We start from the raw sequence: 24,221 nt of genomic DNA, 5'->3' as shown, positions 1-24,221 counted from the left end.
TCCTCTCGATTGGTCATGGCGCTGCTCCCTGCTTGATACCAACAGGAAAACAATCGGCCAGAAAAGGGTTAATCGGGAGGTCAAATTAAACTGGTGTTTTGAAGACTTATTACATCGGTGATGACACGGCTCAACCAATGAGTGAAAGCATGCTTCAGTACTGGTACAACCAGGCAGATGAAACCACCCGTGAACGATTCCTTAAGTGGGTTTCAAAAAGTAAAAAAATTGGGAAATAATACCAATTAAAATTTCTAAACCCGCTATGAGCATGATGGACGGAAGGGCATAAAGGCAAAGTGGCGAGTCATAGCCGTAGCGATGGTGAGGAGCTTCAACGCAGGAATACGCTTCAGGCCGTTGCCGCAATAGAGGGTTAGAAAGTGCAATTGGTATAATCAGGCCAGATCCTGATTCTGTGATAAACAGGTCTTGCCGCCCTGAGAAAATGAAGCTTCCGCTTTGATTGAGGATAACTGATGTACATCATTAGATATGGCTTAATACTCAGGGAAGGCATTATGCCCTTAATAAAAAGCCCTCATTCTGGGGATATGCATATCGACTATGCTTTTACTTGCTTATGTTCTAGTGCCATTTCAACATACGTTGCCAGCCAGATCATTTAATTTTTAGAAATTTTTCGAGGCTTTTTTACCTTGCCCATAGGCGCTGGAGGAAGTGGCCGACCTATATTTACAGTAGAATCTTCTTCTTGGAAGGCTTTATGCCTTGGAGTCTTATCAACACGATTTTCCACTTTAACTTTGGGCGCTGGAGGAAGTGGCCGACCTGTATTTACAGTAGAATCTTCTTGGAAGGCTTTATGCCTTGGAGTCTTATCAACACGATTTTCCACTTTAACTTTGGGCGCTGGAGGAAGTGGCCGACCTGTATTTACAGTAGAATCTTCTTGGAAGGCTTTATGCCTTGGAGTCTTATCAACACGATTTTCCACTTTAACTTTGGGCGCTGGAGGAAGTGGCCGACCTGCCTTTACAGTAGAATCTTCTTCTTGGAAGGCTTCATGCTTTGAAGTCTTATTAACACGATTTTCCACTTTATCTGCTTTATTTACATTTTTTTGTTTTAAACTATTATTTTTATATTCATTAAAAGAATAATCGAGATCCGATACCAGATATTTTAGCCTGTGGATCCTACCTCTCATCTTAGCTACTGTTTCTGAGAGGTAGATAGCACTGTATAATTGACCTAGAGCCTGACCTATGCGCACTATATAACTCCTTTTAAACGGTCCATGGTACTATTATAGGTTATATTCCCCCCTGCCACCTTTATACCAATCAAATTCTCTAACCCCATTGAAACCATATACCAGGACAAAGCGAAGTGACGAGTCATAGACGAAGCAATGGCAAGGAGCTTCAACGCAGGTCTACGCTTCAGGCAATCAGCGAAATAGGGACTTATAAAATTTGATTGGTTATTAAATGTGCCTCAGTCGATCAACTTCATAAGAACCTTTGACTGCCTTTTGGGGTTATATTTTGCTTTAAGCTCTCCCGGTAAATCATCATAGGCAACTTCAGCAAATTCTCGCTCAATAAACCAATGGGTAGTCTGGGTTGTCATGACGTAGATTTCGTTAATACCCTGCTCCTCCGCAAGCGCTTCAATATGCGCAAGTAAACGATCACCGCGCTGTGACTTGCGATATTCAGGATGAACGACAACACACGCAAGTTCTGCCCTGCTGATACCATTTTCATAGTATGGGTGAAGAGCAGCACAGCCGATGATCATGCCATCCAGTAAAACAACACTGAACAGCTTAATTTCCCGTTCCAGCTCCTTCCGAGAGCGACGACGCAGTATACCTTTTTCTTCAAATGGCCGGATCAGTTCAAGAATACCACCCACGTCCTCAATGGTTGCCCCACGGACTTCCTCGTAGTGATCTCTGGAAATGAGTGTACCAGCACCATCTCGGGTAAACAGCTCCATCAGAAGTGATCCATCATCCTGATAGCTGATGATCTGAGCCCGTTCGACACCATCGGTGCAAGCCGTAACCGCTGAGGAAAGCAGCCTTCTGGGCTCACCTGCCTGCGATTCAAGTTCTTTCTTGGCTTCATGGGGAGAAATTCGGTTGATCAATTTACCCTGATGATCAAAAATCCCCTGCTGCTCACCATAGAGTATTAATTTTTCAGCTTCCAGACTAATGGCGGTTCGAGTAGCCACTTCCTCGACTTCAATATTGAAAATCTCTCCGGTCGGTGAAAGCCCGAGACAGGAGAGTAACACCACATAACCGCTGTCCAGCAGATGATCGATAGCCTGACTGTCTATCTTTCGGACTTCGCCAGTATGCTGAAAATCGATGCCATCAAGCACCCCCAGGGGTTTGGCCGTCACAAAATTACCACTGACCACTCGAATCCTGGCACCATGCATTGGAGAGTTAACCAGACCTACCGAGAGCCTTGATTCGATCAAGGCTCTCATATTTCCTACGGCATCTTTGACACACTCAAGGCTCTGTCTATCAGTGACCCGTCGTTCATTATGCAGCCTTCCATTGCCAAGCTCACCTTGGTGAATAACCGTTTTAATGCCTCGCTCGCGTAAACGCTCATCAATCTGAGGGCGAGCACCGTGCACAAGCACCAGTCGGACACCCAGGCTGCTCATCAAGGCAATATCACTGATGATATTACCGAGGTTTAGGTGAGCCAGCGTTTCACCACTGAGCATGATCACAAAGGTTTTCCCCCTGTGGGCATGAATATAGGGTGACGATTGACGGAAAAACTTCACGTACTTTTCTGCGCTGTCTGCTGAATTATCCTTTTTTTTCACGCAAGCCACACTTGTTTACCCATTAAAGTCAGCCCTGAGAATCATATGCTCAGGCTAAGAGAACATCGCGTACTGCTTTTCTTCAAGATAAGCAGTACTGTCTGATCAACGATTTCAAAATATCAATCATTGGGTTGATTCGATCATGTGAGAGGTATTCATCTGGCTGATGAGCCTGATCGATGTCACCTGGTCCCAACACCACGGTATCCATGCCCAATCGGCTAAAGAATGGGGCTTCTGTTCCAAATGCAACACTTTCTGCCTGATACCCTGTCAGTTTCTCACAGGTAGCGACCAGCTCCGAGTTCTCAAGGCCTGCATAAGCTTCAATAGCAGGCGTAATCGATTCGAGCGAAATCTCAACCTGATCCGCTTCAGCAATTGGCTTAAGCCTCTGACGAATTTGCTGCCGCAGTTGTTCACTGTCCATACCCGGAAGCATACGAATATCAAAGTCCAGCTGGCACTGTCCACAAATCCTGTTAGGGTTGTCACCACCATGAATACACCCCAGATTCAAGGTAGGAATGGGAATGGTAAAGCCATGGTTCTGATAACGCTCTGCCAGCTCTATACGGAACTGCATCAAATCAGTAATCACCTTATGGGCTGTTTCCATGGCATTTCGACCCAGTGCCGGATTACTGGAATGACCTGATTGCCCAAGAATCTGAATGCGCTCCATCATAATACCTTTGTGCATATGAATAGGTCGCATCCCGGTCGGCTCTCCAACGACAGCATATCGCGCTTTAGGTCGACCGAGTTCAGCCAGTGCACGAGCTCCATTCATTGAGGACTCCTCATCAGCCGTGGCCAGAATGATCAACGGTGCTTTCAGTGGTGTGTTTAGAAAGCCTCGGACTGCTTCCATTACCAATGCAAAGAAGCCTTTCATATCGCAGACGCCCAACCCATAAAATCGGCCATCCCTTTCTTCAAGAGCAAAAGGTGAGCTTTTCCAAAGGCTTTCGTCATAGGGAACAGTATCAGTATGCCCTGCAAGCACCAAACCTCCCGGGCCACTGCCCAGGATTGCAATCAGGTTTGCTTTGTGAGGTGCATGAGGCAGCGGTTGGATCTCGCACTGAAAGCCCATCGCTTCAAGCCACGCTGCCAGCTCATTGATAACCGGCAGGTTACTCATATCAAGATCAGGAAGGGTTGAGCTGACAGAAGGTATCTCTATCAATCTTGAAAGTGCATGCTGAAATGTTGGCTGCTGGCTGCTCATAACCCTGATTATCACCGTCTACTGAAGGGAGTATCTATTGATGATAAACAGGGCAAGCCTTCTTGGAAACTAAATCTGGGATTTGTTGGCCTGTGAACCTAACCAAAAATCAACTTGAGGCAGTGGAAGAAAATAATAGCCAGAATCGCTCCTGCTGGCAGAGTAATCAGCCAGGACATGAAGATGGTACTGATAACACGGAGATTCAAAGCACCAATCCCTCTGGCCAGTCCAACGCCAAGAACCGCACCAACCAGCGTATGGGTAGTGGAGATCGGCAAGCCAGTGCCTGATGCCATCACAACAGTAGAGGCTGCAGCAAGCTCTGCAGCAAACCCTCTGCTGGGAGTTAACTCTGTGATATGAGAGCCTATCGTAGCCATAACCTTATAGCCCCAGGTTGCCAGCCCTACAACAATACCTACAGCCCCCAGCAGCAGAACCCAGGCAGGAACGGAAGACTTACCTACAATTTCACCACCGCTGTGAACCACACTGACCACAGCTGCCAATGGCCCCACCGCATTGGCCACATCGTTAGAGCCGTGGGCAAAGGCCATGGAACAGGCAGTAAAAATCATCATTACACCAAAGACCTTCTCCACACTGGAGAAATGAAATGATTTATCCGCCTGAACATCTTCTTTTATTTTTGAAAGCGCCATCTGGCCAATAAACATAATGACCAAACCGATAATGAGTGAGAGCACAATGCTTTCTGTATAATCCAACGGTAAGCCAATGTGCTTCAGACCTTTAATCAGCGTCACCATCGACATCATGAAGCCAACCAGAAACATATAAAGGGGCATATAGCGCTTGGCGTTTCTGAAGGGATTCTCGGTATCCAGAATCAGCTTCTGCACACTGACAAAAATCAGGAAGGCGAACAGTCCCGACATCAGGGGGGAAACAACCCAACTGGCAACAATGGTTGCAACTTTTCCCCAGCTGACGGCATCAGCAGAGATACCAACAGCTGCAAAACCAACAATAGCCCCGACAATTGAGTGAGTAGTGGACACTGGCCAGCCGTAATGAGTAGCTACCAGTAACCAGGTTCCAGCGGCCAGCAGCGAGGCCAGCATGCCATATACGAGCAGATTGGGGTTCTCAACCAGAAGGGGCATGGAGGGATCAATAATTCCCTTGCGTATAGTCTCAGTAACCGATCCCCCAGCCAGATAGGCTCCGGTAAACTCCAGCAGGATAGCGATAAAAATAGCCTGTTTTACCGTCAGGGCACCGGACCCAACCGAAGTCCCCATGGCATTGGCAACATCGTTGGCCCCAACCCCCCAGGCCATAAAAAACCCAAACAGGCAGGCCAGAATCAGGAGGACTGTGCCATATTCAGCGATAATACTCATCAGTCTGCATCCGGTTCAGTTAACGGGCCAGCAACAACTGGAGGTGACTACCAACACGGGAAGCCCGATCCGCAAGATCACCCACCCAGTCGATAATTTTGTACAGAAACATGACTTCAACCGGTGGCAGCGTTTGCTCAAGATCAAACAGCATACGGCGTATTTTCACCTGATCCTTGTCCGTCTCACTCTCAATGTTGTCCAGCTCTTCAACCATTTTTTCCACCAGATCCACTTCCCGCCCCTGAAAACCCGTTTCCAGAAGCTCATCCAGCTCATGAATAGCTTTCAATGCCTGTGCAGATGTTGCAATAGAACGGCGTACATAGGTAATAAATGCTTCGTGCATCGATTCAGGAATAACCATCTTGCGCCCTACCACGAGGCCTGCAATATCCTTGGCTCGGTTAGCAACCTTATCCTGAACGGTTACTATCTGCAGCAGATCGGTACGGGGAACTGGAAGAAAAAGGCTTTTAGGAAGGGACAGGCGGATACTTCGCTTGATTGCATCCGCTTCGTGCTCAAATTTGATGATTTTCTGCTGAATGTCATAAGCAGTCTCCCACTCTTCCGCAAACACTGCCTGAAAGAATGGCTCCAGCTGTGACGCACATTCATGAACAGTGGTGATATGCTTTTGAATAGGTCCTATTGGTGAGCGGCCAAAAACGCTCGCCAGTATGTTGCTGGTAGGCATTTTTCAAATCCATCCGGTTGAACGCCTGATTATAGAAGGCACTTTCACTTCTTGCACACATGCTCATAATCTGGCGAATAGAGCACATAGAACCGTTCACTCATGACTCTCTGATTTTTATATAATTTCTCAGTCATATAGAATTTAGCCATCATTATTGTGGATAAGAAAATGAGCCAGGAAACCGAGCTAAAGCTCTCTGTGCCTGCAGATCAGATTGAACAACTGAAAAGTCACCCCTTCTGGCAGGAACATGCGGTACAGCCATCAGAAACGCTTCACCTGGGAAATACCTACTTTGATACGCCAGACCTGAGGCTCAATAAGGCCAAAGTTGCCCTGCGGATTCGTGAAGTAAATGGACAATTTATCCAGACTCTGAAAACAAAGGGGGAGAGCGTTAATGGCCTGACCCGCCGTGGCGAATGGGAATGGTCACTGAATAGCAATGAACTGAACGGACAGGTTCTGTCTCCTGTCTGGCCTCCTGAACTCAGCGATATATCCGTAGAACAGCTCAAACCTCTATTTACTACCGACTTCTACCGTACTCGCTGGTTACTGGCCTGGCAAAGCCCCTGTGCCAGGGTTGAGGCCGCACTTGATCAGGGGTCTGTAAAGTCAGGAAATGCTTCAAGCCCTATTTGTGAGCTGGAGCTTGAGCTGATTGAAGGGGATGAATCTGCATTGATAGAAATCGCATCTGCACTGCAGCACTTCTTTGAGCTCAGCCCGTCTGACCAGAGCAAGGCTGAAAAAGGTTTCAAACTGATAACTACCAAGTAGCCTCCCAGCACTGAGCAGTACAATCATTGAGTCATATGGAATATTACCGACCGGGGAGAAAAACACTTAGTGCTGATAATTGTCATGCAGATTTACTCAGGAATATTTAAATAGCCTGCCCCAAAGCCCATCACCTCTACGCATTCTATGTACTCATTCCTGACATAGAATGCTTGAATGAGTAAATTTGATACTCCAGCCATATTCCTGCCAATGGGCTATGTTGCTTTACTGACTTGAGATAAGTTTTCCCAATCAGTGGGTGATAATTGTGAAAGTGATCTTTATTCACGGCAACGGTGGCGGTACTGCCGATATGAACTGGTATATTTCAGCAGAAGAACGGCTTCAGGAAAAAGGCTTCAATACCATAAGAGAAACCCTGCCAGACAATGACATCGCCCATGAACATATATGGATCCCCCATATTCGGGATACCCTTGGTGCTGATCAGAATAGCGTTTTGATTGGACACTCATCCGGAGCCATTGCCGCTTTACGATATGCTGAGCAGTATCCAATAACAGGCAGAGTTCTGGTCAGCCCGTACCATACTCACCTGAATCTAAAGGATGAAAAAGCTGGCGGCTGGTTTGATCGCCCCTGGAACTGGCAAAAGATCTCAGAAAACCAGCGCTGGATCGTTCAATTTTCTTCTGTTGATGACCCATGGATCCCTATAGAGGAGGCTCAGTACATCCACTCTAAACTCAATACAGAATACTTTGAGTTCACGGATCGCGGGCACTTTCTTCAGACGGATATTGACGACTTTCCCGAACTGGTGACAGCTCTGCTGGAAAAAAAGCAGCATTAATAGATTATTGATCAGTCTTCAAATTCGTCATCATTCATGACTTGGTGGCAGCACTATTTGCAGGTAGACATAAATCCATTTGTCCCCACGCCGAAAAAAAAGAGAGAATATAAAGAAATTCCACCCCTGCAGCTTCAAACGGTATTTCAAGTGAGCAATGTGAAAGCAAATGGCCTGCAACACAGGGAACAAATGCTGGATCTGGCAATGGTTGTGTCTGATCTGGTCAGAAGCATGCATATAGATCGGGCAACAGCTGATGATATTCTCAGTCGCACACGCACACCTGAACAAGTCCGCTTGCACCCTCTGGAATACCTTGCTCATCTGGAGCTGGATGACCCTGGTCGTCCGGGTAAAAAACTGGATATTGAGTACCTGTGTCAGTGGCTCGCCGAACTGGCTGGTCAGGAGTACTTCCACATTGATCCTCTTAAGATTGATGCTACGGCCATTACACCAATCATGTCCCATGCCTTTGCCATGCGACACCAGATCCTTGCTGTAGAGGTGAACAACACCGAGATTGTGGTAGCCTCTGCCCAGCCATGGCATCGCACCTGGGAAGACAACCTGCGCCATGTTAATCGCCGGGAGATCAAGCGGGTTGTTGCCAACCCAACCGATATCCGGCGTTATACCGTCGAGTTTTATCGCCTGGCCCAGTCAGTAATGGGGGCCAGCTCGGATGCTGGCGTCACTGCGACATCGCTCAACAGTTTTGAGCAAATGCTGGAGCTTGGCAACATGAAGGCTCCAGATGCTAATGATCAGCATATCGTGAACATTGTTGATTGGCTGCTCCAATACGCTTTTGAGCAAAGAGCCAGTGATATCCACATTGAGCCCCGTCGTGAACAGTGTAACCTCAGATTTCGTATTGATGGCGTACTCCACTCGATTTATCAGATGCCGACCAAAGTCGCAGCAGCCATGACCAGCCGAATTAAAATTCTTGGCCGTATGAATGTTGCCGAAAAGCGAAAGCCGCAAGACGGTCGGTTGAAAACTCGTAACGCCGATGGCTATGAGGTTGAGTTACGTTTGTCCACATTACCGACTGCGTTTGGTGAAAAGCTGGTCATGCGGATTTTTGACCCGGAAGTGCTGGTAAAAACCTTCAGCGATCTAGGCTTTTCCAGAGAAGATGAAAGGCGCTGGAAGGAGATGTCAGGCCAACCCAACGGTATCATTCTGGTTACAGGCCCCACCGGCTCTGGTAAAACCACCACACTCTATTCAACGCTGAAGCAGCTGGCCACGGATCAGGTGAATGTCTGCACTGTCGAAGACCCTATTGAAATGGTGGAGCCTGCATTCAATCAGATGCAGGTACAACACAACATAGACCTGACCTTTGCTTCAGGGCTTCGGGCACTGTTAAGGCAGGATCCTGACATTATTATGGTGGGTGAGATTCGAGACCTTGAAACAGCCGAGATGGCAATTCAGGCCGCCCTGACCGGTCATTTGGTCATTTCTACGCTACATACCAATGATGCCCCTTCTGCCTTAACACGTTTGCTGGAGCTTGGTGTTCCCCCTTATCTCATTAAAAACACCGTGCTTGGTGTGATGGCACAACGGCTTGTCAGAACCCTTTGCCCAAATTGCAAAGCAAAAGCACCGCTGGACAGCAGCGGCTGGAAAGCCTTAACAAAACCCTGGTCAGCCTCTGCGCCATCTGAAGTCTATCAGCCTGTTGGCTGCCTCGATTGCCGTGAAACCGGTTATCGTGGGCGTGCCGGCCTTTATGAGATTTTAACCATGAGCCCGCAAGTCAAAGCTCTGGTTAACGAAAGCCCTGACATTACACTACTCAGCCGGCAATGCATCAAGGAAGGCATGTACAGCCTGAGGCTATCAGGAGCACAAAAGGTTGCCGCTGGAATTACGACCATAGCAGAAGTGATGCGGGTCACTCCCGAGTGATCACTGACTGATAAATGCAACGCTTATGGAGCCTGTTGGACTTAGGGGCTATTTGATTTGACGAAAAAGATAGGATTTTCAGTACAGCCTTGAGCCCATCAGACTCCTTGGTTACTCTCAGGAAATGGCTTTCAGGGAAAACAATAACAAATCATTAACTCGGGGCCTTTAAATACATGAAGAGACACTCTTTTCTTTTACTGTTTTTAATCTTTCCTGCTTTTCTTAACGCGAGCAGCAAACAGTCATCGACGACAGCTATGTACTCCAATAAGGAAGGCCTGAAAATTATCGTCACAGAGGAGTCTGATTCATTTGCCCGGCAGATCACGGCAAACACGCCCAGCCAGGGCCGCAAGCAGGCGCTGCAGAACTATGTCAACAGCCTGCTAAAGGCCCACGCAGTCTATAGACAAAGCGAAAAGAATGAGAACCCCAGGCTGGTCTATCAAATTCATGCCAATCAGGAAGGCACCATCGTTGCTACCCGCAGTGAGCAGGGCCAATACGGTATGCAGATAGGTAACCGAAGTTTACCGGTATACGGCATTCACTATGAGCTTGAATCCGACTGCTCATGGCAGGAGCAGCTTTGCTGGGTGCTTTATCCTTCTTCCAAGGAACAAAAAGAACGGTGGCTGGAAATTGCTTATGCTCCCCATGCCATCGGGGAGTTGACTGAAGGTGTCAGTTTGCTGATACGAAACCTTCAGAAGTAATTACAGGCATCATTTTTTCATTAAGTATCGACAGGTAGTTATTGACAAAAAACTCTCTGTCAATTTCAAAGCCAAAATCAATTTATCGCAATGGATTTTTACCTGCCGTGTTATCGGTTTTGCAGTTGCTCGAAACGGTGCATTGCAACATTTCTGGATTCAACATTTGGAATTATGTTTATGTTATCTCTCAGGTCAGTAATTTCTTCAGGCGTTAAAGTTTCAAAACGATCCATCTCTACTTGTACGATGTCTACTAACTTCTCATATATTGAGTCCTTGAGCATTAGAGCAAGTTCATCAGAGTATTCTGCTCGATCATCCTGAAGTTGCTCCATCAGGTTTTCAAGCTCTTCAACAGAATGACTACGCTCAGTGCTGGCTCTGAGTTCAAGAGCCTTTTCTGGGGATTCTCCAACACCAGGATCTTGCTTTCTCATTTCATCACAAATGGCCGTCTTTAGACTCTGCCTTTGATCTTGCTCCAACCGATCCTCAATAACTGCGAAGTTTTCAAAGAACTTATCAAGCTTACCTGGTGACACCCCTTCTTCGTTACTGAGTTCAAGCATCATGACATCAAAATGTTTTAGTTCTAGCTGATCTTTTAAGCGATCAGAATCTTGACCTAAAATCTCATTAAGCGAATCGTTTTTATCATTCAGATCAATCAGATCCTGTGAGCTTTGTGCTCGTGAAATATCACTGGATAACGTTGGAGCGGCTAAGCGTTCAAGCTCACCCTCATAGCGCTGAACATCGTCAGCGGAGAGAATGTTTGACATATCTTCCCGCAACTCTGTGTAAAGTTCTTCCAACTCCTTCATGTTCGACGCATCATTGATTTTTTCTACAAATGCTTGAACAGAAGGATCCTCAGCTCCCAGGCCACCACCCCCAGAATCTGCTGAGTTACTGCGTTGGTTGACATAAGATACCGGATTGGCAGAGCTGGAAGTACGCTGAAGCAGAGTTTTTCCACCACTCGAATCTGAGCTTGGCAGAAAATTGCCATTATTTTGAGTTTCTTCCTTAGTCTCTCTGGTACCAAAAGCATTTTTTTCTGCTACATTGTCAGCCTCTGGAGTGGAGTCAGGGCGATCTGCTGACCAGTCCAAAGACACTGATTTTCCTACACTTCCCATTTCGCCTGACATCCCTGTCTCCTTGCGACGTTCGAACCTGCATTAAGAATAGCTCATTAACAGATTACACCGGCCTTTTCACTTTACTCTGTATTTGATTTTACTGGGGGAATGACCTCATGTTTGAACACTCCCATGAAAAGTCCGTACACATCACCCTCCAACAAATATCAACACGTTATCAGAAATTGGCGAAATTTAGTGGTAATAAACGAACTTTTTATAACAAAAAGACCTTTTTAATAAGCCTTTCATAAGCACAAAGCTGATACCCAGCCCTAGGCAGGGAACTATTTCCAACCAGATTCGTCAAATTATTAAAGTATGGCCCTTCAAGAAGATAGCTCGAAGTTTTAGATACCCACATCCAATGAAAACGCTGCAAGGACAGGCACGATGACACCACCAGTCATGCAAGCTCCTCAAACACATGGAGCCTATCTCCAAAGTGCTGTAAAGCAGGATGGAGATGGAGTCACAGCCAAAGTTCCCTGGTATAGAACCCGAACCTGCAAAGTCATTATGGTTGGCTTGGGTATTCTTGCTGCCGCAGCTGCAGTGGCTGCCTACATGGCAAGCGCCTTTGTTGCCACAGGAATACTGGGAGCTGTCGGGCTGGTTTTCTGGGGCATTCCGCTTTACCAAACTATTTTTGCTCCTAAACCTCTTGCACAGCGTACTGTTTCTGCTGCGCCGCAGCCACTACCAAAACCAATTCCGCCTATAGCCCCATTTATCAATACGTTGACGGATTACCATGGTCACACACTCAAACATTATGACCTGACCAGCGGTGGAGATCGTCAAATTCTGCAACATGTGCAGCCCTGCCGCCCAGTTCATGATCCAGCAAGACCAATAATTATCTCTCATCCTGAGGGGGCTGCTGGGCTCGCAAGAGATTATCTACTGAATAATCCAGAGGCTCTGATTGCTCTAGGCATTGCTGGAAATTCTGGGAAACCGGGCGGGGGTCTGCAAAACGCCTACTACCAATTTAATTCAGCACAAGTGAACAGGAAAGCCAAGGGTCAGGAAGAAGCCTTATTTTCAGAGTGGCTGATCAATGAGTGTGGAGCGGGGAACTCTGCAGACCAGCGAGATTTATTTGAAAATACAGTTCAAGGGCAGTGGGGCTTTACATATGGGCAGACAGGTAAAATAACGATACAGGGACGAGACTACACAACTCTCAATAACCCTGCTGGGTATAAGGATGCCTGGCCGCTGTCCAATATTCCGATTGACCAGTCCGGCCGAAAAGTTGGATACATTATTGTGGCTGGCCCTAACACATGTGCAAATGCAAATGACAAAACTGGCGAAGGCTCCATGGCCAATACGCTCAATGCACGGGCACTGACTGACTATGCTTTTTTCAAGGAATGTGTCAGACAAACATTAATTACTCTGTTTATTTCTGCCAGAGCTGAAGGCTATGATGTCATGCTTGTGCCACAGATCAGCTGTGGTATTTACGCAGGCCCCTGGAAAGATGCCATGACCGGCACCTGGCAAGACCCTGTAACCGGTATGATCCACAGCGACTTCAGTCGGGGAGACTTCTTCCGGGAAATACTACCAAGCGTGCTTAATGAAAAAATTGACAATAGTGGTCTTACCATAGGGCATCTCTTTAACGAGGTCATAGTTCCGACACTACCTCCAAAGGCTCCTAAAGCTCCAAAGGCTCGTGGCGGCAGGAGAGCTGCCGGTGCAGCAGGAGGGCACCATTAGCGGTTGCTCTCTTGCACATTGCGCTGTGTATAAATTCGATTTTATATATTTTTGATAAAGCCTTTATGACATTTAGCCTGAGTAGATAGCCACCTTAAGTGAACTTTAAAAGCACATTAGTATTTTAGTCCACACCAATAATACCTTATCCTCTGCAGTACCTCGGCCTATAACCTTTCCGGGCGGATCATTCCAAAATTAATCAGGGAGCAACTCATGAACGTGCGCCGCTTCGCACAATCAGCTATTGCCATGACAGTAGCTGGCTTTATCAGTCATTCAGCCATTGCCCAGGAAGTTGTTGATAAAGGCATTATATTATCGATTGGTGCAAGTTATAACGCACTGGACAGCTACCGGGAACTCGATAACTCTTTTGCCCAGGAAATAGGTGCAGGCTATCGATTTAACGACCGTTTTAGTATTGCTGGCGTCTACTCTCAGTACACAACTGATCATAAAAATAGTGGAGATGTTGATTTAAAAAGCTATCGACTGGATGCTTTTTATGATTTAACCCCATTAAATAATGAGTTGACCCCTTACCTGGTTTCCGGCATTGACGAGCTTCAGGAGAAACCGGATGCTGGCGAAAAGCGGGATGATACCCGCATGAATTTAGGGGTGGGCGTCAGAAAAATACTAACATCTAACCTGTCGCTACAGGGTGATGTCAGGGCAGTAAGAAGTCTGGATTACAACCAGACCGAGAGTATGTTTACTGTCTCACTCAACTGGACATTTGGCCGTGCTTCACAGCCAGAACCACAACCGGCTGACGTCACTCCAGTGACTCGTGAGCCTTTAGCAGCCAAAGAATCAGCAGCCTCTGTAGATAGCGATCAGGATGGAGTTATGGATACCGTCGACCTGTGTCCAGGAACGATACCCGGAGCAGTTATTGATCAGACAGGTTGTGTCCCGATGGAAGAGATTAACCTTCTGGTCACCTTCGGTTTTGACTCAGATAGTATTAGTTCTGGCGCTATGGCGATGATCAGTAAGATGGGAGATTTCATGAGCCGCCACCCAGATGTGAAGATTCGTATTGAAGGTCACACCGATAGTAGAGGACGTGAAGAGTATAACCAGATTCTCTCAACAAAAAGAGCTGACTCCGTTCGCCAGTTATTAATCGAGAAATACCAGATTGATGGCCACCGAATTGAATCTATTGGATTCGGTGAAATTGATCCGGTTGCTAGCAATATTACATCAGAAGGAAGGCAACAGAACCGTCGGGTAATAGCTGAAGTCATCCAGTAATATTAGCTCACTGAAAACACCAGCAGGCTGATCAATGTTATCTACTTGATAACCAGTCTGCTGGTTAGCTGACAATCGTTAACTTTCCGATTTGCTTTGCCTTCCTCCAAGAGAAAGAAGAGAAAAAATAATGGGAGCCCCTAATGTCAGCCATAATCCTACTATTGAATTCACGATAAACATGACCAGATAATATTCTCCATTCTGAACCTCTGGAAAAAAACTTCTGCTAGCCTTTAGATAAAAAACCAGAACAATCAGTCCAACCGCACTACGTAATAAGCGCTGCCAGATATTTCCAGAGCCACTGTAATGCAGGAATTGGGACGTAATCATATACCCCATGCCAAACCCAAGGCTTATAGCAACAAGCCCCGTCATGATTGGCATATCTAACATCCAATAAAGAAGATAAAGCCCCCCCAAGAACAACCACAAACCTCCAGCCAGAAACCAAAAAGTTTGCTTCTTCAACCATTGCGTAACCCTGTCTCCCCACACATAGTTCGCCCATAGCAGTAATGCTGCCAGAAGCCAACCTCCGAGAATATCTCCCGGAAAGTGGAGACCAAAGTAGACTCTTGAAAACCCTATCAGTAAAGCAATTGATAGGGCCACAGCCCAGAACCATCGTTTAGCGACGCTGATAGCCAGCATAATCCATAATAGTGCTGAGTTTTGAGAGTGACCACTTGGCATACCATAACCCCACTCCCTATCAGGTGTAATAGCTGGATCAACATCAAATGGCCTTGGTAAAGCGAATAAGTCCTTGAAACTGACATTGATAAAAAATGACAATAAAAACAGGGTGCAAACACGAACCATAAAATGAAAATTCAAACACCAGAGTAGAAACGGGAGGAAATAAATATAATACTTCCCCCCCAGATCCGTGGTGTGCTGCATGAATGTATCAGCTACTGGATTTCGGTATTGTTGTATCAAGGCAACAAAATCCAACCCCCACTGGAGTAAATCAGTCACAAACAGCTCCTTTCTTATTTTGGTTTGCAGCTTAAAAACAGAGCACTCATATCAGTCAATAACAAAAACGGCCTGAAGTTGCTCCATGAATCTTCTTTTATTTAAAATAAAACCATAAACTTACAAATTATTTCTATAACAATCTCCTGATCATACTCAATTGTTCGATAGTTAAATATCAGGATATTGCCTTTGAAAAAGGCTCTAGCTTGAATCCACCTAATGAAGTTTTGAAATCGACTAGCCAATTAACAAACATTACCATTTGCTTACTTAAAGCATTACCAAAACAAACAATAAAGGAGCATGGACAATCATATTTTCAACATCAACATTATTGTAAATGTTCCTACCACTACATATAACGACAAGGCAAAAGAGTATTGCTTGAAAGTTATTATCTACTGGTTTTCTATATAAAACTTCTGACGTATGGAAAGGTAGCAGTGAATTTCTTCCGAGTCACAGAAAACAACAAACAATGCTTTTATTCTAATAATTCAAGAGGGATATTTACCTATAAAGCAAAAGAAAACCGATAACCAAATTATGATTAGTAATTATGAATCACTTCATTTATCAAATAGCCTAATTAGCACATAAGCCTTTCCAAAGACCATCTATGGGGTGATAGCCACAGCCTTCTCCCTGACTATCTTTCTTTAATATTTCAAATTTGACTATAGGCTCAAAATCAAGAGCTTTAACATAATTATAATGCTCCCTTGAATTGGCAAACCAGCGCAGCTGGCCTCTCTCTGCATACTTGCTACCCTTTCCCTGAGCAAAATACCATCTCTGGGAAACGGCACTACCGGGCAAACAATGCTCCAGTGTTAATTTTCCCGATAACCAGCTTAAGCAAAACTGCTCCCCTGCTTGTTTATTAAACAGTTTTTTGGAAACAAGGTCATAGCGCCAGGTCTGGTGACTTACCGAGCTACAGGCACTTACCTGAACCTTTGCTCCACCAAAACAGTCGTACTGCCCAACACTATCCACATGACATTGCGTTACCGCAAGACAATGATTGCTTCTGAAATCACCAAGCTGCAGGTCTTCTGTCAGTTTTATTTGCTTTGACTGCCATGGCCAATGACCTGACCAGCTCCAGAATTCAACTTCCTGTTGTTGCAGAGTCTCTTCATCAACTTCAAATTCTGAACACTCCACCCTACCTGTAAAAGGGCTCAGATAGCATTGATCATCTCCAGTTTCAGAGCCAATAAAGCTAAAAGTGACAGGTGAAGGAGCATCAGTATTACTTTGCAATAGTTTTACAAATGCAAGAGTATCAAGAAAATCCACTCGACTGAAAAAATGATCCTGTTGATTAAAAAACCACAACTGCTTCAAACTTGCTGGCTGACAAATATCCATAGATAAGCTTTTCGACAACCGGGTCAAACACAGATCTGCCCTTCTTTCCAATGAGTGAATTCGTTTATTTTGAAAGTCGAACATCCACCTCTGCTCAGAATTTTGTTCGTTACACTCCTCGAGCATAACCCTATTGCTGTTAACACAGCCATCTATCAGCCTATTTTCTTCAGAGCTGCAGCCTTCCAGCTCTTCCTTCACCACGAAACACTGGCCTGTATCTTTCTGTTTTAAAAGAAAGTTATTGGCATGTATCTGAGGTTTAACATCATCAATCCCATAGGCGTGATTTCCGGAGATCATGATCAATAGATAGAAACATACCTGGTATAAAGGTCGATAGGCTGAATTGAGAATCATGTGTATACCCGAAATTTATTTCAGTAAAGATTCCGCGAACCAGTAAACACTCATTCAACGGAGAACCAGGATTTATCTATTTTTATTGGCCATGATCCTGAAAAATTAAGCCCCAAAAAACAAAAAAACCCCGCAAAGCGAGGTTTTTGGCAAGAACGATTGCTGCTTTCTATTAGAATTGATCAGGAGATAAGGTAAATAGTTCCTCAGTTCCCGAAAGGGCAGCTGCAGCTGAACTTTCAAAGCGAGGCATTAAACGCTTGAAATAATAACGAGCAGTCACCTGCTTGGCTTCCAGCCAGGATTGATCGTCACCACCTTCCGCAAGCTTGTTTGCTGCCGTTTTAGACATTAATGACCACATCCAACCATAGGCAACATAAGCAAAAGCATTCAAGTAATCGACACAGGCTGTATTAATGACGTTAGGGTCATTTTTGGATTGCGACAGAAGGTTGCGAGTAAGTTCCTCAAGCTTATCAACAGCAGTCAATAGTTCTTCAGCAAATTCATCATTTGAATCAACTGAAGCCCGAACTTCACACAGGAATGTTTCAAGGTAGGCACCGCCGCTCAGGGCTATTTTACGTCCAAGTAAATCCAGTGCCTGAATGCCGTTAGTTCCCTCGTAGATCTGAGTGATACGAACATCCCGAACCAGCTGCTCCTGCCCCCACTCTCGAATAAAGCCATGGCCACCAAACACCTGTTGACCTGCAACACAGCTTTCCAGACCAGCATCGGTCAAAAATGCTTTAACCACAGGGGTTAATAATGCCACCAAGGCTGAAGCCTTTTCTTTTTCATGCTCATCCTGACTGAACTTGGCAGTATCCAGTTGCTTGGCCACATAAGTGGAGAAAGCCCGACCACCTTCATTCAAGGCTTTCATATTCAGTAACATCCGCCGGATATCCCCATGAACCATGAGAGGATCCGCCGCTTTATCTTTTTGAACAGAGCCACTGGCTGAGCGTCCCTGGGTACGATCCTGAGCATATTCCAAGGCATTCTGGTACGACATCTCACTACTGCCTAGCCCCTGGATCCCAACAAACAGACGCTCGTAGTTCATCATGGTGAACATGGCATTCAAGCCTTTATTCAACTCACCAACCAGATACCCCTTAGCCCCATCAAAATTCATGACACAGGTTGCTGAGGCGTTGATGCCCATCTTATGCTCAATCGAACCACAGGCCAGAGTGTTCCTTTCCCCCAGAGACCCATCCTCATTCACCAGGAACTTAGGCACAAGAAACAGAGAGATACCTTTTGGCCCGGGAGGCGCATCGGGGAGCTTAGCTAACACAAGGTGGATAATATTCTCGGTAAGATCGTGCTCCCCACCGGTAATAAAGATTTTGGTACCGGTGATAGCATAGCTGCCATCTCCATTATCTTCCGCCTTGGTACGAATGATCCCAAGATCACTGCCAGCATGAGGTTCGGTCAGGCACATGGTGCCAGCCCACTCGCCGGAATACATTTGGGGCAGGTATGATTCTTTAAGCGCATCGGAAGCGTGAGCATCGATAGCCAGACTGGCACCGGCCCCCAGACTGGGATAGAGGGTGAATGCCAGACTGGCACTACAGACCATTTCATCAAACTGGGCAGCCAGCACCTTGGGCATCCCCATACCGCCATAAACGGGGTTACCACCAAGCCCGGTCCATCCACCTTCAGCAAACAACTTATAGGCCTCTTTATAACCTTCTGGAGTAGTAACCTGGCCGCTATCCCACTTACACCCTTCCTCGTCTCCCGAGCGATTCAGCGGTGCAATAGTACGAGATGCCAGTTTGGCGGCTTCTTCCAGAATCGCATCTGCAGTTTCCTGATCAACCGTTTCACTGACCGCAGGCCACTGAGACCACTGCTCTGCCACGTTGAATACGTCATACATTACGAAGCGCATATCACGAAGGGGGGCTTTGTACTCGGCCATTACTCTCCACTCCTGGAATTATTCTTCTTACTATAGGAATACAGCCATTATCCTACTGAGTTATACGCAGAAAGACCCAAAGTGGCTCATAGCTGTTTTACTGGCAACCTGTCAGATTTGAGTGTTCATGATAGTGTTGAGAAACGGTGATAAAAATGTCTGCTTCTGAAGAAAATAGCAGGGCTACTTGACGAAGAAGCGGGAGATTCAGCCCCATTTATCGCAACTACACCAGAACAGCTTTTAATCAAACAGGCTGTTGAGTTCCGTGGTGCTATTTTACCCGAAGAGTGCCTGTTTTTCAGCAAAAGACTGTGGTTCTTTGTGTTTAATTGTCGTATTTAGAAATTAAAGAAAACTTCAATGCCGAAGTAGCGGTCATCAAGGTCGAGTGACTTTTTCCGATAAGAGGAAAAGCTGAAAGCTGGAGGCATAATACTTAAGCGAATCGACAAGTTTTGTATTGCTCCTTCGTCACTGTCACCTCCGATCCACTGACTGATTTTTCCAACCGGGTCGAGCAGAAACAGAGCGGTAGAACCCAAAGTCCTGGAGCCCATCACTTCACTGTCATTATCCAGAATGTTCAGTTTTTTCTGATAAGCCCATTCTCCATATAGCCAGCCACCAACAGGCGTGACGATGATATCCTGAATAGAAGGCGGCTCACACATCGCCTCAATGCCATATTCATACAGAAATGTGGACATCAAAAAAGAGTAAACAAACGAGTTCCACTGGTTATACCCTGATGAACGAGCCATTACATAGTACACGCCACCAAAATAAGGGTGCCCGATATAATTGACGTACCATTCATCGGTGTCCCATACAGGTCCTGATTTTACATTGCTCCACCACTTTTTGATGGGTCTGATTTCTGACTTATCCCATTTGGAAACACTTTCTGGCAACAGAGCGATCACCCCCAGAACACCCAACGCCAATCCGAACGTTACTTTTGTTTGGTACCAAAGCTTAGCTTGATTCTCTTCCGGATACTTATCAAACAGCGTGATATCCCAGCCTTTGTCTTTATCTTTCAAAGACCAGCGCCAGTCGTCGGACGGCAATGGAGCGTGCTGCTCAAATGATTGAGGATAGTTGGCAAGATCATTTTGTGGCTGACGACGACTGTATAGTTCTGCCTTAGAGGCTGGTATTTGATCATCTGCAGCAGACAATGGAACCGAGAGATCAAGCTCCCTTTTGAAGTCATTAGAAAAAACAGGCTCCAGAAACCCCGAGAACAAAAAAAAGATGACAAGAAGAATCAACAGGCTTTTTATCGTTTGGGTATTCTTCTTCATAATGATGCGACATCAACACAGCGTTATTTGCTGAATTCAGCTCCAAGGTCTTAGAAAACAAACCCATTTGTATAGACCATATTCTCATAGCTGGCAAAGCACATAATGCTTCTTAATAACTGAACCCACACGCACCAAAATAGTGAGAAAGGGAGAAAAAACCATTTTCTGCTGTAATCTCCATCAACATCCATCATAAAAAAGTGCCAATTGCCGATGAAGTAAGCTAACTTAATTTTGATGTCTTCTTTATTGTTTGATCGTTTATCGGATCAAATCGTGTTGATTCGATTGCTCAGTCCAGGAAGATAATACCAATTAAACTTTGTAAACCCGTTATGAGCATGATGGACTGGAGTGTAAGACAAGGCGAAGTGACGAGGCATAGCCATAGCTATGGCGAGGAGCTTCAACGCAGGAATACGCTTCAGGCCTTCAGCGAAATTGGAAGTGAGAAAGTGCAACTGGTATAAGCTGTCCTGCTGTTCCGATATTGTTGACCAGATAGCCAGGCGTCTTATGCGATATCTTCTAGCCCTGATAGTGGCAATCCTGCAGATTTTTTTATCAACCCTGATTAACCAGCTGACAAGTTTTCTGGTTAAACCTCGCGCTCGAACCTTATCAAGAAAAGAGCGTATCAAACGCAACTGGGTAAGAACGATCTGGCTAGTGGCAAGTACCCTCATGCTATTTAATCCAGCACTTCCCGTTATTATGATTATTGCGTTACCTACGACCTTCCTGAGTTTTATGATTCTTGATGAAATGCAGTGACCCTTCTTGGACTGAGGCTGAAAAAGCGGGGCATAAAGCAATAAACCACCAATAAAAAAGGCTACCAACAGGTAGCCTAAAAATTAGCTTTCAGTCTGCCAGACAAGCTAATTAAACGTCGCCAAAGTCTTCTTCTTTCATAGCCAGAAGGTTGTCTGCACCAGACTCGATGCAGGCCTTGTGCATCTGGGCTCTTGGTAACAGACGCTGGAAGTAGAACTGCGCAGTCTGGATCTTAGCCCTATAGAACCCTTCTTCAGTGGTACCATTGGCCAGAGCTTCTTTTGCAGTCAGTGCCATCCGGGCCCAGAAGTAAGCAAGACAGGCATAGCCGGAGTACATGAGGTAATCAACAGAAGCAGCTCCAACCTCTTCTTTGTTCTGCATGGCCTTCATTCCGATCTGCATGGTCAGATCGCCCCATTCCTTATTCAGTGCAGTCAATGGCTTGATAAACTCCTGAAGCGCTTCATTGTCTGCCTGTGCCTGACAGAACTTATGAACCACCTTGGTGAAAGGCTTCATGGTGGCACCCTGAGTCATCAGAACTTTACGCCCCAACAGATCCAGAGCCTGAATACCAGTGGTTCCCTCATAAAGCATGGAGATACGGCAGTCACGAACATTCTGCTCCATACCCCACTCACTGATAAAGCCATGGCCACCGTAACATTGCACACCATGGTTAGCTGCTTCAAAGCCTGTCTCAGTCATGAACGCCTTAACAATAGGAGTCAGGAAACTCAATTCCAGATCCGCTTGTTTCCTGACTTCTTCATCAGGGCTGTTCATTAAGTCCGCAATTTGTGCCGTGTAGTAAACCAGTGCCCGGTTACCTTCCGCCAGTGCCTTGATGGTCAACAGCATGCGGCGAACATCAGGGTGAACAATGATCGGGTCGGCAGGGCCATCAGGATTCTTCGGACCGGAGAGTGAGCGCATCTGCAGTCGGTCACGGGCATATCGGACAGCGCCTTGATAAGCCACTTCTGCATGGGCGAGCCCCTGAATACCTGTGCCCAGACGCGCAGAGTTCATAAAAGTGAACATGCAGTTCAAACCTTTATTCGGCTCACCAATCAAATAACCGGTTGCATCGTCAAAGTTCATCACACAGGTGGCGTTACCATGAATACCCATCTTGTGCTCGATGGAACCACAGCTGACACCATTGGCTTCTCCTGGAGCATCCGGGCGACGGCGGGGAACAATAAACAGGGAGATACCTTTGGTGCCTTCAGGAGCTCCTGGAAGACGTGCAAGAACGATATGAACAATATTCTCTGCCATATCGTGCTCCCCGGCAGAGATAAAGATTTTGGTGCCGGTAATACGATAAGTGCCGTCTTCCTGAGGTACCGCCTTGGTTTTCAGCATACCCAGATCAGTACCACAGTGAGATTCGGTCAGACACATGGTACCTGTCCACTCACCGGAAATCAGGCGGGTAAGATACGTTTCTTTCTGCTCATCCGTACCATGAGCCTCCAGAGTATTCATTGCGCCATGACTCAGCCCGGGATACATCCCCCAGGACCAGTTGGATTCCCCCATCATTTCACTGAGAACCAGGCCCAGCGAAGCAGGAAGTCCCTGGCCACCATGTTCAGCATCACTGGCCAGTGAGGGCCAGCCGCCTTCGACAAACTGCTGGTAGGCTTCTTTGAATCCGGTTGGGGTTTTCACGCCTTCTTCAGTCCAGGTACAACCTTCCTCATCACCGACACGGTTTAGCGGTGAAAGTACCTGCTCACAGAATTTGGCGCCTTCCTCCAGGATCGCATCCACCATATCCGGAGTAGCATCCTGGCCTTCAGGGAGGTTCGCGTAATGTTCTTCGTAGCCCAGGACTTCATTACGGACAAACCGGATATCTCGCAGGGGGGCTTTATATTCTGGCATGACGCATCCTCGATATTCTTTTACTTATGGATGTAAATAAGTATAGCACTATTTCAAACAGTTGTTTGAAACTTACGTTTAGACAGGATTAATGTCAATACATGTCGACAAAAGTTATTGCAGGTGAATATTTGATAGACGAGTGGAAAGGTTATTAAATCAACCGGTGAATGATATGAGCCTAAAAGAAGAACAAAGATTGTAGTCTGTAAACGCCATGAAAATTATTGGCTGAAGGAATAGTGGACGTCGCTGTCGGAGGGGCAGGCAGCGACAGGACAGAGGAAAGCCTGTCGCCATTCTCTTCTTAAGATTGGTTGACCAACCGTCTGATCCGTCAAACCAGTGTTGAAATATCCAGATACTCCGCAACCCGGCCGGAGCTGGTATCAGAAAGAAATGGCACCACTCCAAGACATGGCGCCGGGATCATATTTTTCAGAGTCGCTAAGTTTTCATCATAACGACTCATATCAGGATCCATCTGATTTGCCACCCAGCCTGCCAACCTGACACCATCACGGAGAATGGCTTCAACAGTCAGCAACGCATGGCTGATACAGCCCAGCTTCATGCCAACCACCAGAATGGCAGGGGTATTCAGCTCTTTTGCCAGCCCGGTGAGCATCTCCCGTGAGTTCAGGGGTACCCGCCAGCCACCAGCACCTTCGATCAGGGCCAGATCATTTTTACGCATCAAGGCACCACGACAGTAACCCACCAGTCGATCCAGAGTCATACTAACTCCAACTTCAGCTGCGGCAATATGAGGTGCAATGGGAGGCTCCAGAGCCAGAGGGTTTACCTGTTCGTAAGGTAGAGAAAGCGTCATCGCCTCCATCAAGGCCAATGCATCCTCATTTTTCAGGCCGCTTTCCGTTTGGTGACATCCCGCAGAAACCGGTTTTAAGGCCAGAGTCGTTAATCCTTTTAATCGAGCCGCCTCAAGTAGCCCGCAGGTAACGACCGTTTTCCCGGCATCGGTATCTGTGCCGGTAACAAAATAAGTTTTCCCCATT

At 46.2% G+C, this 24,221-nt stretch carries 20 protein-coding genes; 8 read left to right on the top strand and 12 right to left on the bottom strand.

Features of this window, described 5'->3' with window-relative positions; translation table 11 throughout:
• Nucleotides 1–137 precede the first annotated feature (137 nt).
• Nucleotides 138–239: a DUF2057 family protein gene (locus tag AK963_RS36825; protein WP_420795594.1), complete on the top strand. Its 102-nt coding sequence runs from the start codon at nucleotides 138–140 to the stop codon at nucleotides 237–239.
• Between the two features lie 386 nt (nucleotides 240–625).
• On the opposite strand, the gene AK963_RS04520 is transcribed toward AK963_RS36825, so the two are convergent.
• The 5 genes from AK963_RS04520 to AK963_RS04500 all read right to left on the bottom strand — a co-directional run bounded on the left by AK963_RS04520 (nucleotide 626) and on the right by AK963_RS04500 (nucleotide 6,133).
• A complete protein-coding gene (locus tag AK963_RS04520; protein WP_066014285.1) occupies nucleotides 626–1,237 on the bottom strand; it encodes a hypothetical protein in 612 nt (203 codons plus the stop codon).
• Nucleotides 1,238–1,461: 224 nt separating this feature from the next.
• A complete protein-coding gene (gene argA / locus AK963_RS04515) occupies nucleotides 1,462–2,826 on the bottom strand; it encodes an amino-acid N-acetyltransferase (protein WP_066014284.1) in 1,365 nt (454 codons plus the stop codon).
• Nucleotides 2,827–2,908: 82 nt separating this feature from the next.
• A complete protein-coding gene (gene argE, locus AK963_RS04510; RefSeq protein ID WP_066014283.1) occupies nucleotides 2,909–4,063 on the bottom strand; it encodes an acetylornithine deacetylase in 1,155 nt (384 codons plus the stop codon).
• A 98-nt stretch (nucleotides 4,064–4,161) separates the two neighbouring features.
• On the bottom strand, nucleotides 4,162–5,433 hold the full coding sequence (locus tag AK963_RS04505) for an inorganic phosphate transporter (RefSeq protein WP_066014282.1): 1,272 nt from the start codon (nucleotides 5,431–5,433) through the stop codon (nucleotides 4,162–4,164).
• A gap of 19 nt (nucleotides 5,434–5,452) precedes the next feature.
• Nucleotides 5,453–6,133 (bottom strand): TIGR00153 family protein, encoded by a 681-nt coding sequence (locus AK963_RS04500; protein ID WP_066014281.1) that lies wholly within the window; start codon nucleotides 6,131–6,133, stop codon nucleotides 5,453–5,455.
• A 171-nt stretch (nucleotides 6,134–6,304) separates the two neighbouring features.
• Here AK963_RS04500 and AK963_RS04495 point away from each other — a divergent pair, with 171 nt between their 5' ends.
• The 4 genes from AK963_RS04495 to AK963_RS04480 all read left to right on the top strand — a co-directional run bounded on the left by AK963_RS04495 (nucleotide 6,305) and on the right by AK963_RS04480 (nucleotide 10,387).
• On the top strand, nucleotides 6,305–6,919 hold the full coding sequence (locus tag AK963_RS04495) for a CYTH domain-containing protein (protein WP_066014280.1): 615 nt from the start codon (nucleotides 6,305–6,307) through the stop codon (nucleotides 6,917–6,919).
• A gap of 271 nt (nucleotides 6,920–7,190) precedes the next feature.
• A complete protein-coding gene (locus AK963_RS04490) occupies nucleotides 7,191–7,736 on the top strand; it encodes an RBBP9/YdeN family alpha/beta hydrolase (protein WP_083232457.1) in 546 nt (181 codons plus the stop codon).
• A 192-nt stretch (nucleotides 7,737–7,928) separates the two neighbouring features.
• The gene (tfpB, locus tag AK963_RS04485) at nucleotides 7,929–9,668 is read left to right on the top strand and encodes a type IV pilus assembly ATPase TfpB (RefSeq protein WP_066014288.1); all 1,740 of its coding nucleotides are present in this window, start codon (nucleotides 7,929–7,931) and stop codon (nucleotides 9,666–9,668) included.
• A 260-nt stretch (nucleotides 9,669–9,928) separates the two neighbouring features.
• A complete protein-coding gene (locus AK963_RS04480) occupies nucleotides 9,929–10,387 on the top strand; it encodes a hypothetical protein (protein WP_066014279.1) in 459 nt (152 codons plus the stop codon).
• A gap of 110 nt (nucleotides 10,388–10,497) precedes the next feature.
• Here the strand turns inward: AK963_RS04480 and AK963_RS04475 are convergent, their stop codons facing one another.
• Nucleotides 10,498–11,544: a hypothetical protein gene (locus AK963_RS04475; RefSeq protein ID WP_066014278.1), complete on the bottom strand. Its 1,047-nt coding sequence runs from the start codon at nucleotides 11,542–11,544 to the stop codon at nucleotides 10,498–10,500.
• A gap of 384 nt (nucleotides 11,545–11,928) precedes the next feature.
• On the opposite strand from AK963_RS04475, the gene AK963_RS04470 reads away from it, so the two are divergent.
• Both AK963_RS04470 and AK963_RS04465 read left to right on the top strand, forming a co-directional pair.
• Entirely contained in the window at nucleotides 11,929–13,269 is a 1,341-nt protein-coding gene (locus tag AK963_RS04470) for a hypothetical protein (RefSeq protein ID WP_066014277.1), read from the top strand.
• 216 nt (nucleotides 13,270–13,485) lie between these two features.
• Nucleotides 13,486–14,535, top strand: coding sequence for an OmpA family protein (locus AK963_RS04465; RefSeq protein ID WP_066014276.1), 1,050 nt, complete (start codon nucleotides 13,486–13,488; stop codon nucleotides 14,533–14,535).
• A 78-nt stretch (nucleotides 14,536–14,613) separates the two neighbouring features.
• Here AK963_RS04465 and AK963_RS04460 read toward each other — a convergent pair whose 3' ends face one another.
• The 4 genes from AK963_RS04460 to AK963_RS04445 form a co-directional block, all read right to left on the bottom strand.
• Nucleotides 14,614–15,522 carry a phosphatase PAP2 family protein gene (locus AK963_RS04460; protein ID WP_066014275.1) on the bottom strand — a complete coding sequence of 303 codons (909 nt, stop codon included), beginning with the start codon at nucleotides 15,520–15,522 and terminating at the stop codon, nucleotides 14,614–14,616.
• A 588-nt stretch (nucleotides 15,523–16,110) separates the two neighbouring features.
• Complete coding sequence (locus AK963_RS04455) at nucleotides 16,111–17,262, bottom strand: ricin-type beta-trefoil lectin domain protein (RefSeq protein ID WP_139117242.1); 1,152 nt, start codon at nucleotides 17,260–17,262, stop codon at nucleotides 16,111–16,113.
• 172 nt (nucleotides 17,263–17,434) lie between these two features.
• Nucleotides 17,435–19,213: an acyl-CoA dehydrogenase C-terminal domain-containing protein gene (locus AK963_RS04450; RefSeq protein WP_066014273.1), complete on the bottom strand. Its 1,779-nt coding sequence runs from the start codon at nucleotides 19,211–19,213 to the stop codon at nucleotides 17,435–17,437.
• Nucleotides 19,214–19,554: 341 nt separating this feature from the next.
• Complete coding sequence (locus AK963_RS04445; protein WP_066014272.1) at nucleotides 19,555–20,523, bottom strand: DUF3943 domain-containing protein; 969 nt, start codon at nucleotides 20,521–20,523, stop codon at nucleotides 19,555–19,557.
• Between the two features lie 519 nt (nucleotides 20,524–21,042).
• Between AK963_RS04445 and AK963_RS04440 the strand changes: the two genes are divergently transcribed.
• A complete protein-coding gene (locus tag AK963_RS04440) occupies nucleotides 21,043–21,300 on the top strand; it encodes a hypothetical protein (RefSeq protein WP_066014271.1) in 258 nt (85 codons plus the stop codon).
• Nucleotides 21,301–21,411: 111 nt separating this feature from the next.
• On the opposite strand, the gene AK963_RS04435 is transcribed toward AK963_RS04440, so the two are convergent.
• Nucleotides 21,412–23,202 carry an acyl-CoA dehydrogenase C-terminal domain-containing protein gene (locus tag AK963_RS04435; RefSeq protein WP_066014270.1) on the bottom strand — a complete coding sequence of 597 codons (1,791 nt, stop codon included), beginning with the start codon at nucleotides 23,200–23,202 and terminating at the stop codon, nucleotides 21,412–21,414.
• A gap of 337 nt (nucleotides 23,203–23,539) precedes the next feature.
• Nucleotides 23,540–24,220 carry a dethiobiotin synthase gene (bioD, locus tag AK963_RS04430; protein ID WP_066014269.1) on the bottom strand — a complete coding sequence of 227 codons (681 nt, stop codon included), beginning with the start codon at nucleotides 24,218–24,220 and terminating at the stop codon, nucleotides 23,540–23,542.
• Nucleotide 24,221 lies beyond the last annotated feature (1 nt).

It is taken from the genome of Endozoicomonas atrinae (assembly GCF_001647025.1).
Classification (GTDB): domain Bacteria; phylum Pseudomonadota; class Gammaproteobacteria; order Pseudomonadales; family Endozoicomonadaceae; genus Endozoicomonas; species Endozoicomonas atrinae.
The sequence above is the reverse complement of the archived record's forward strand: the minus strand, read 5'-3'. Positions and strand labels throughout refer to the sequence as shown.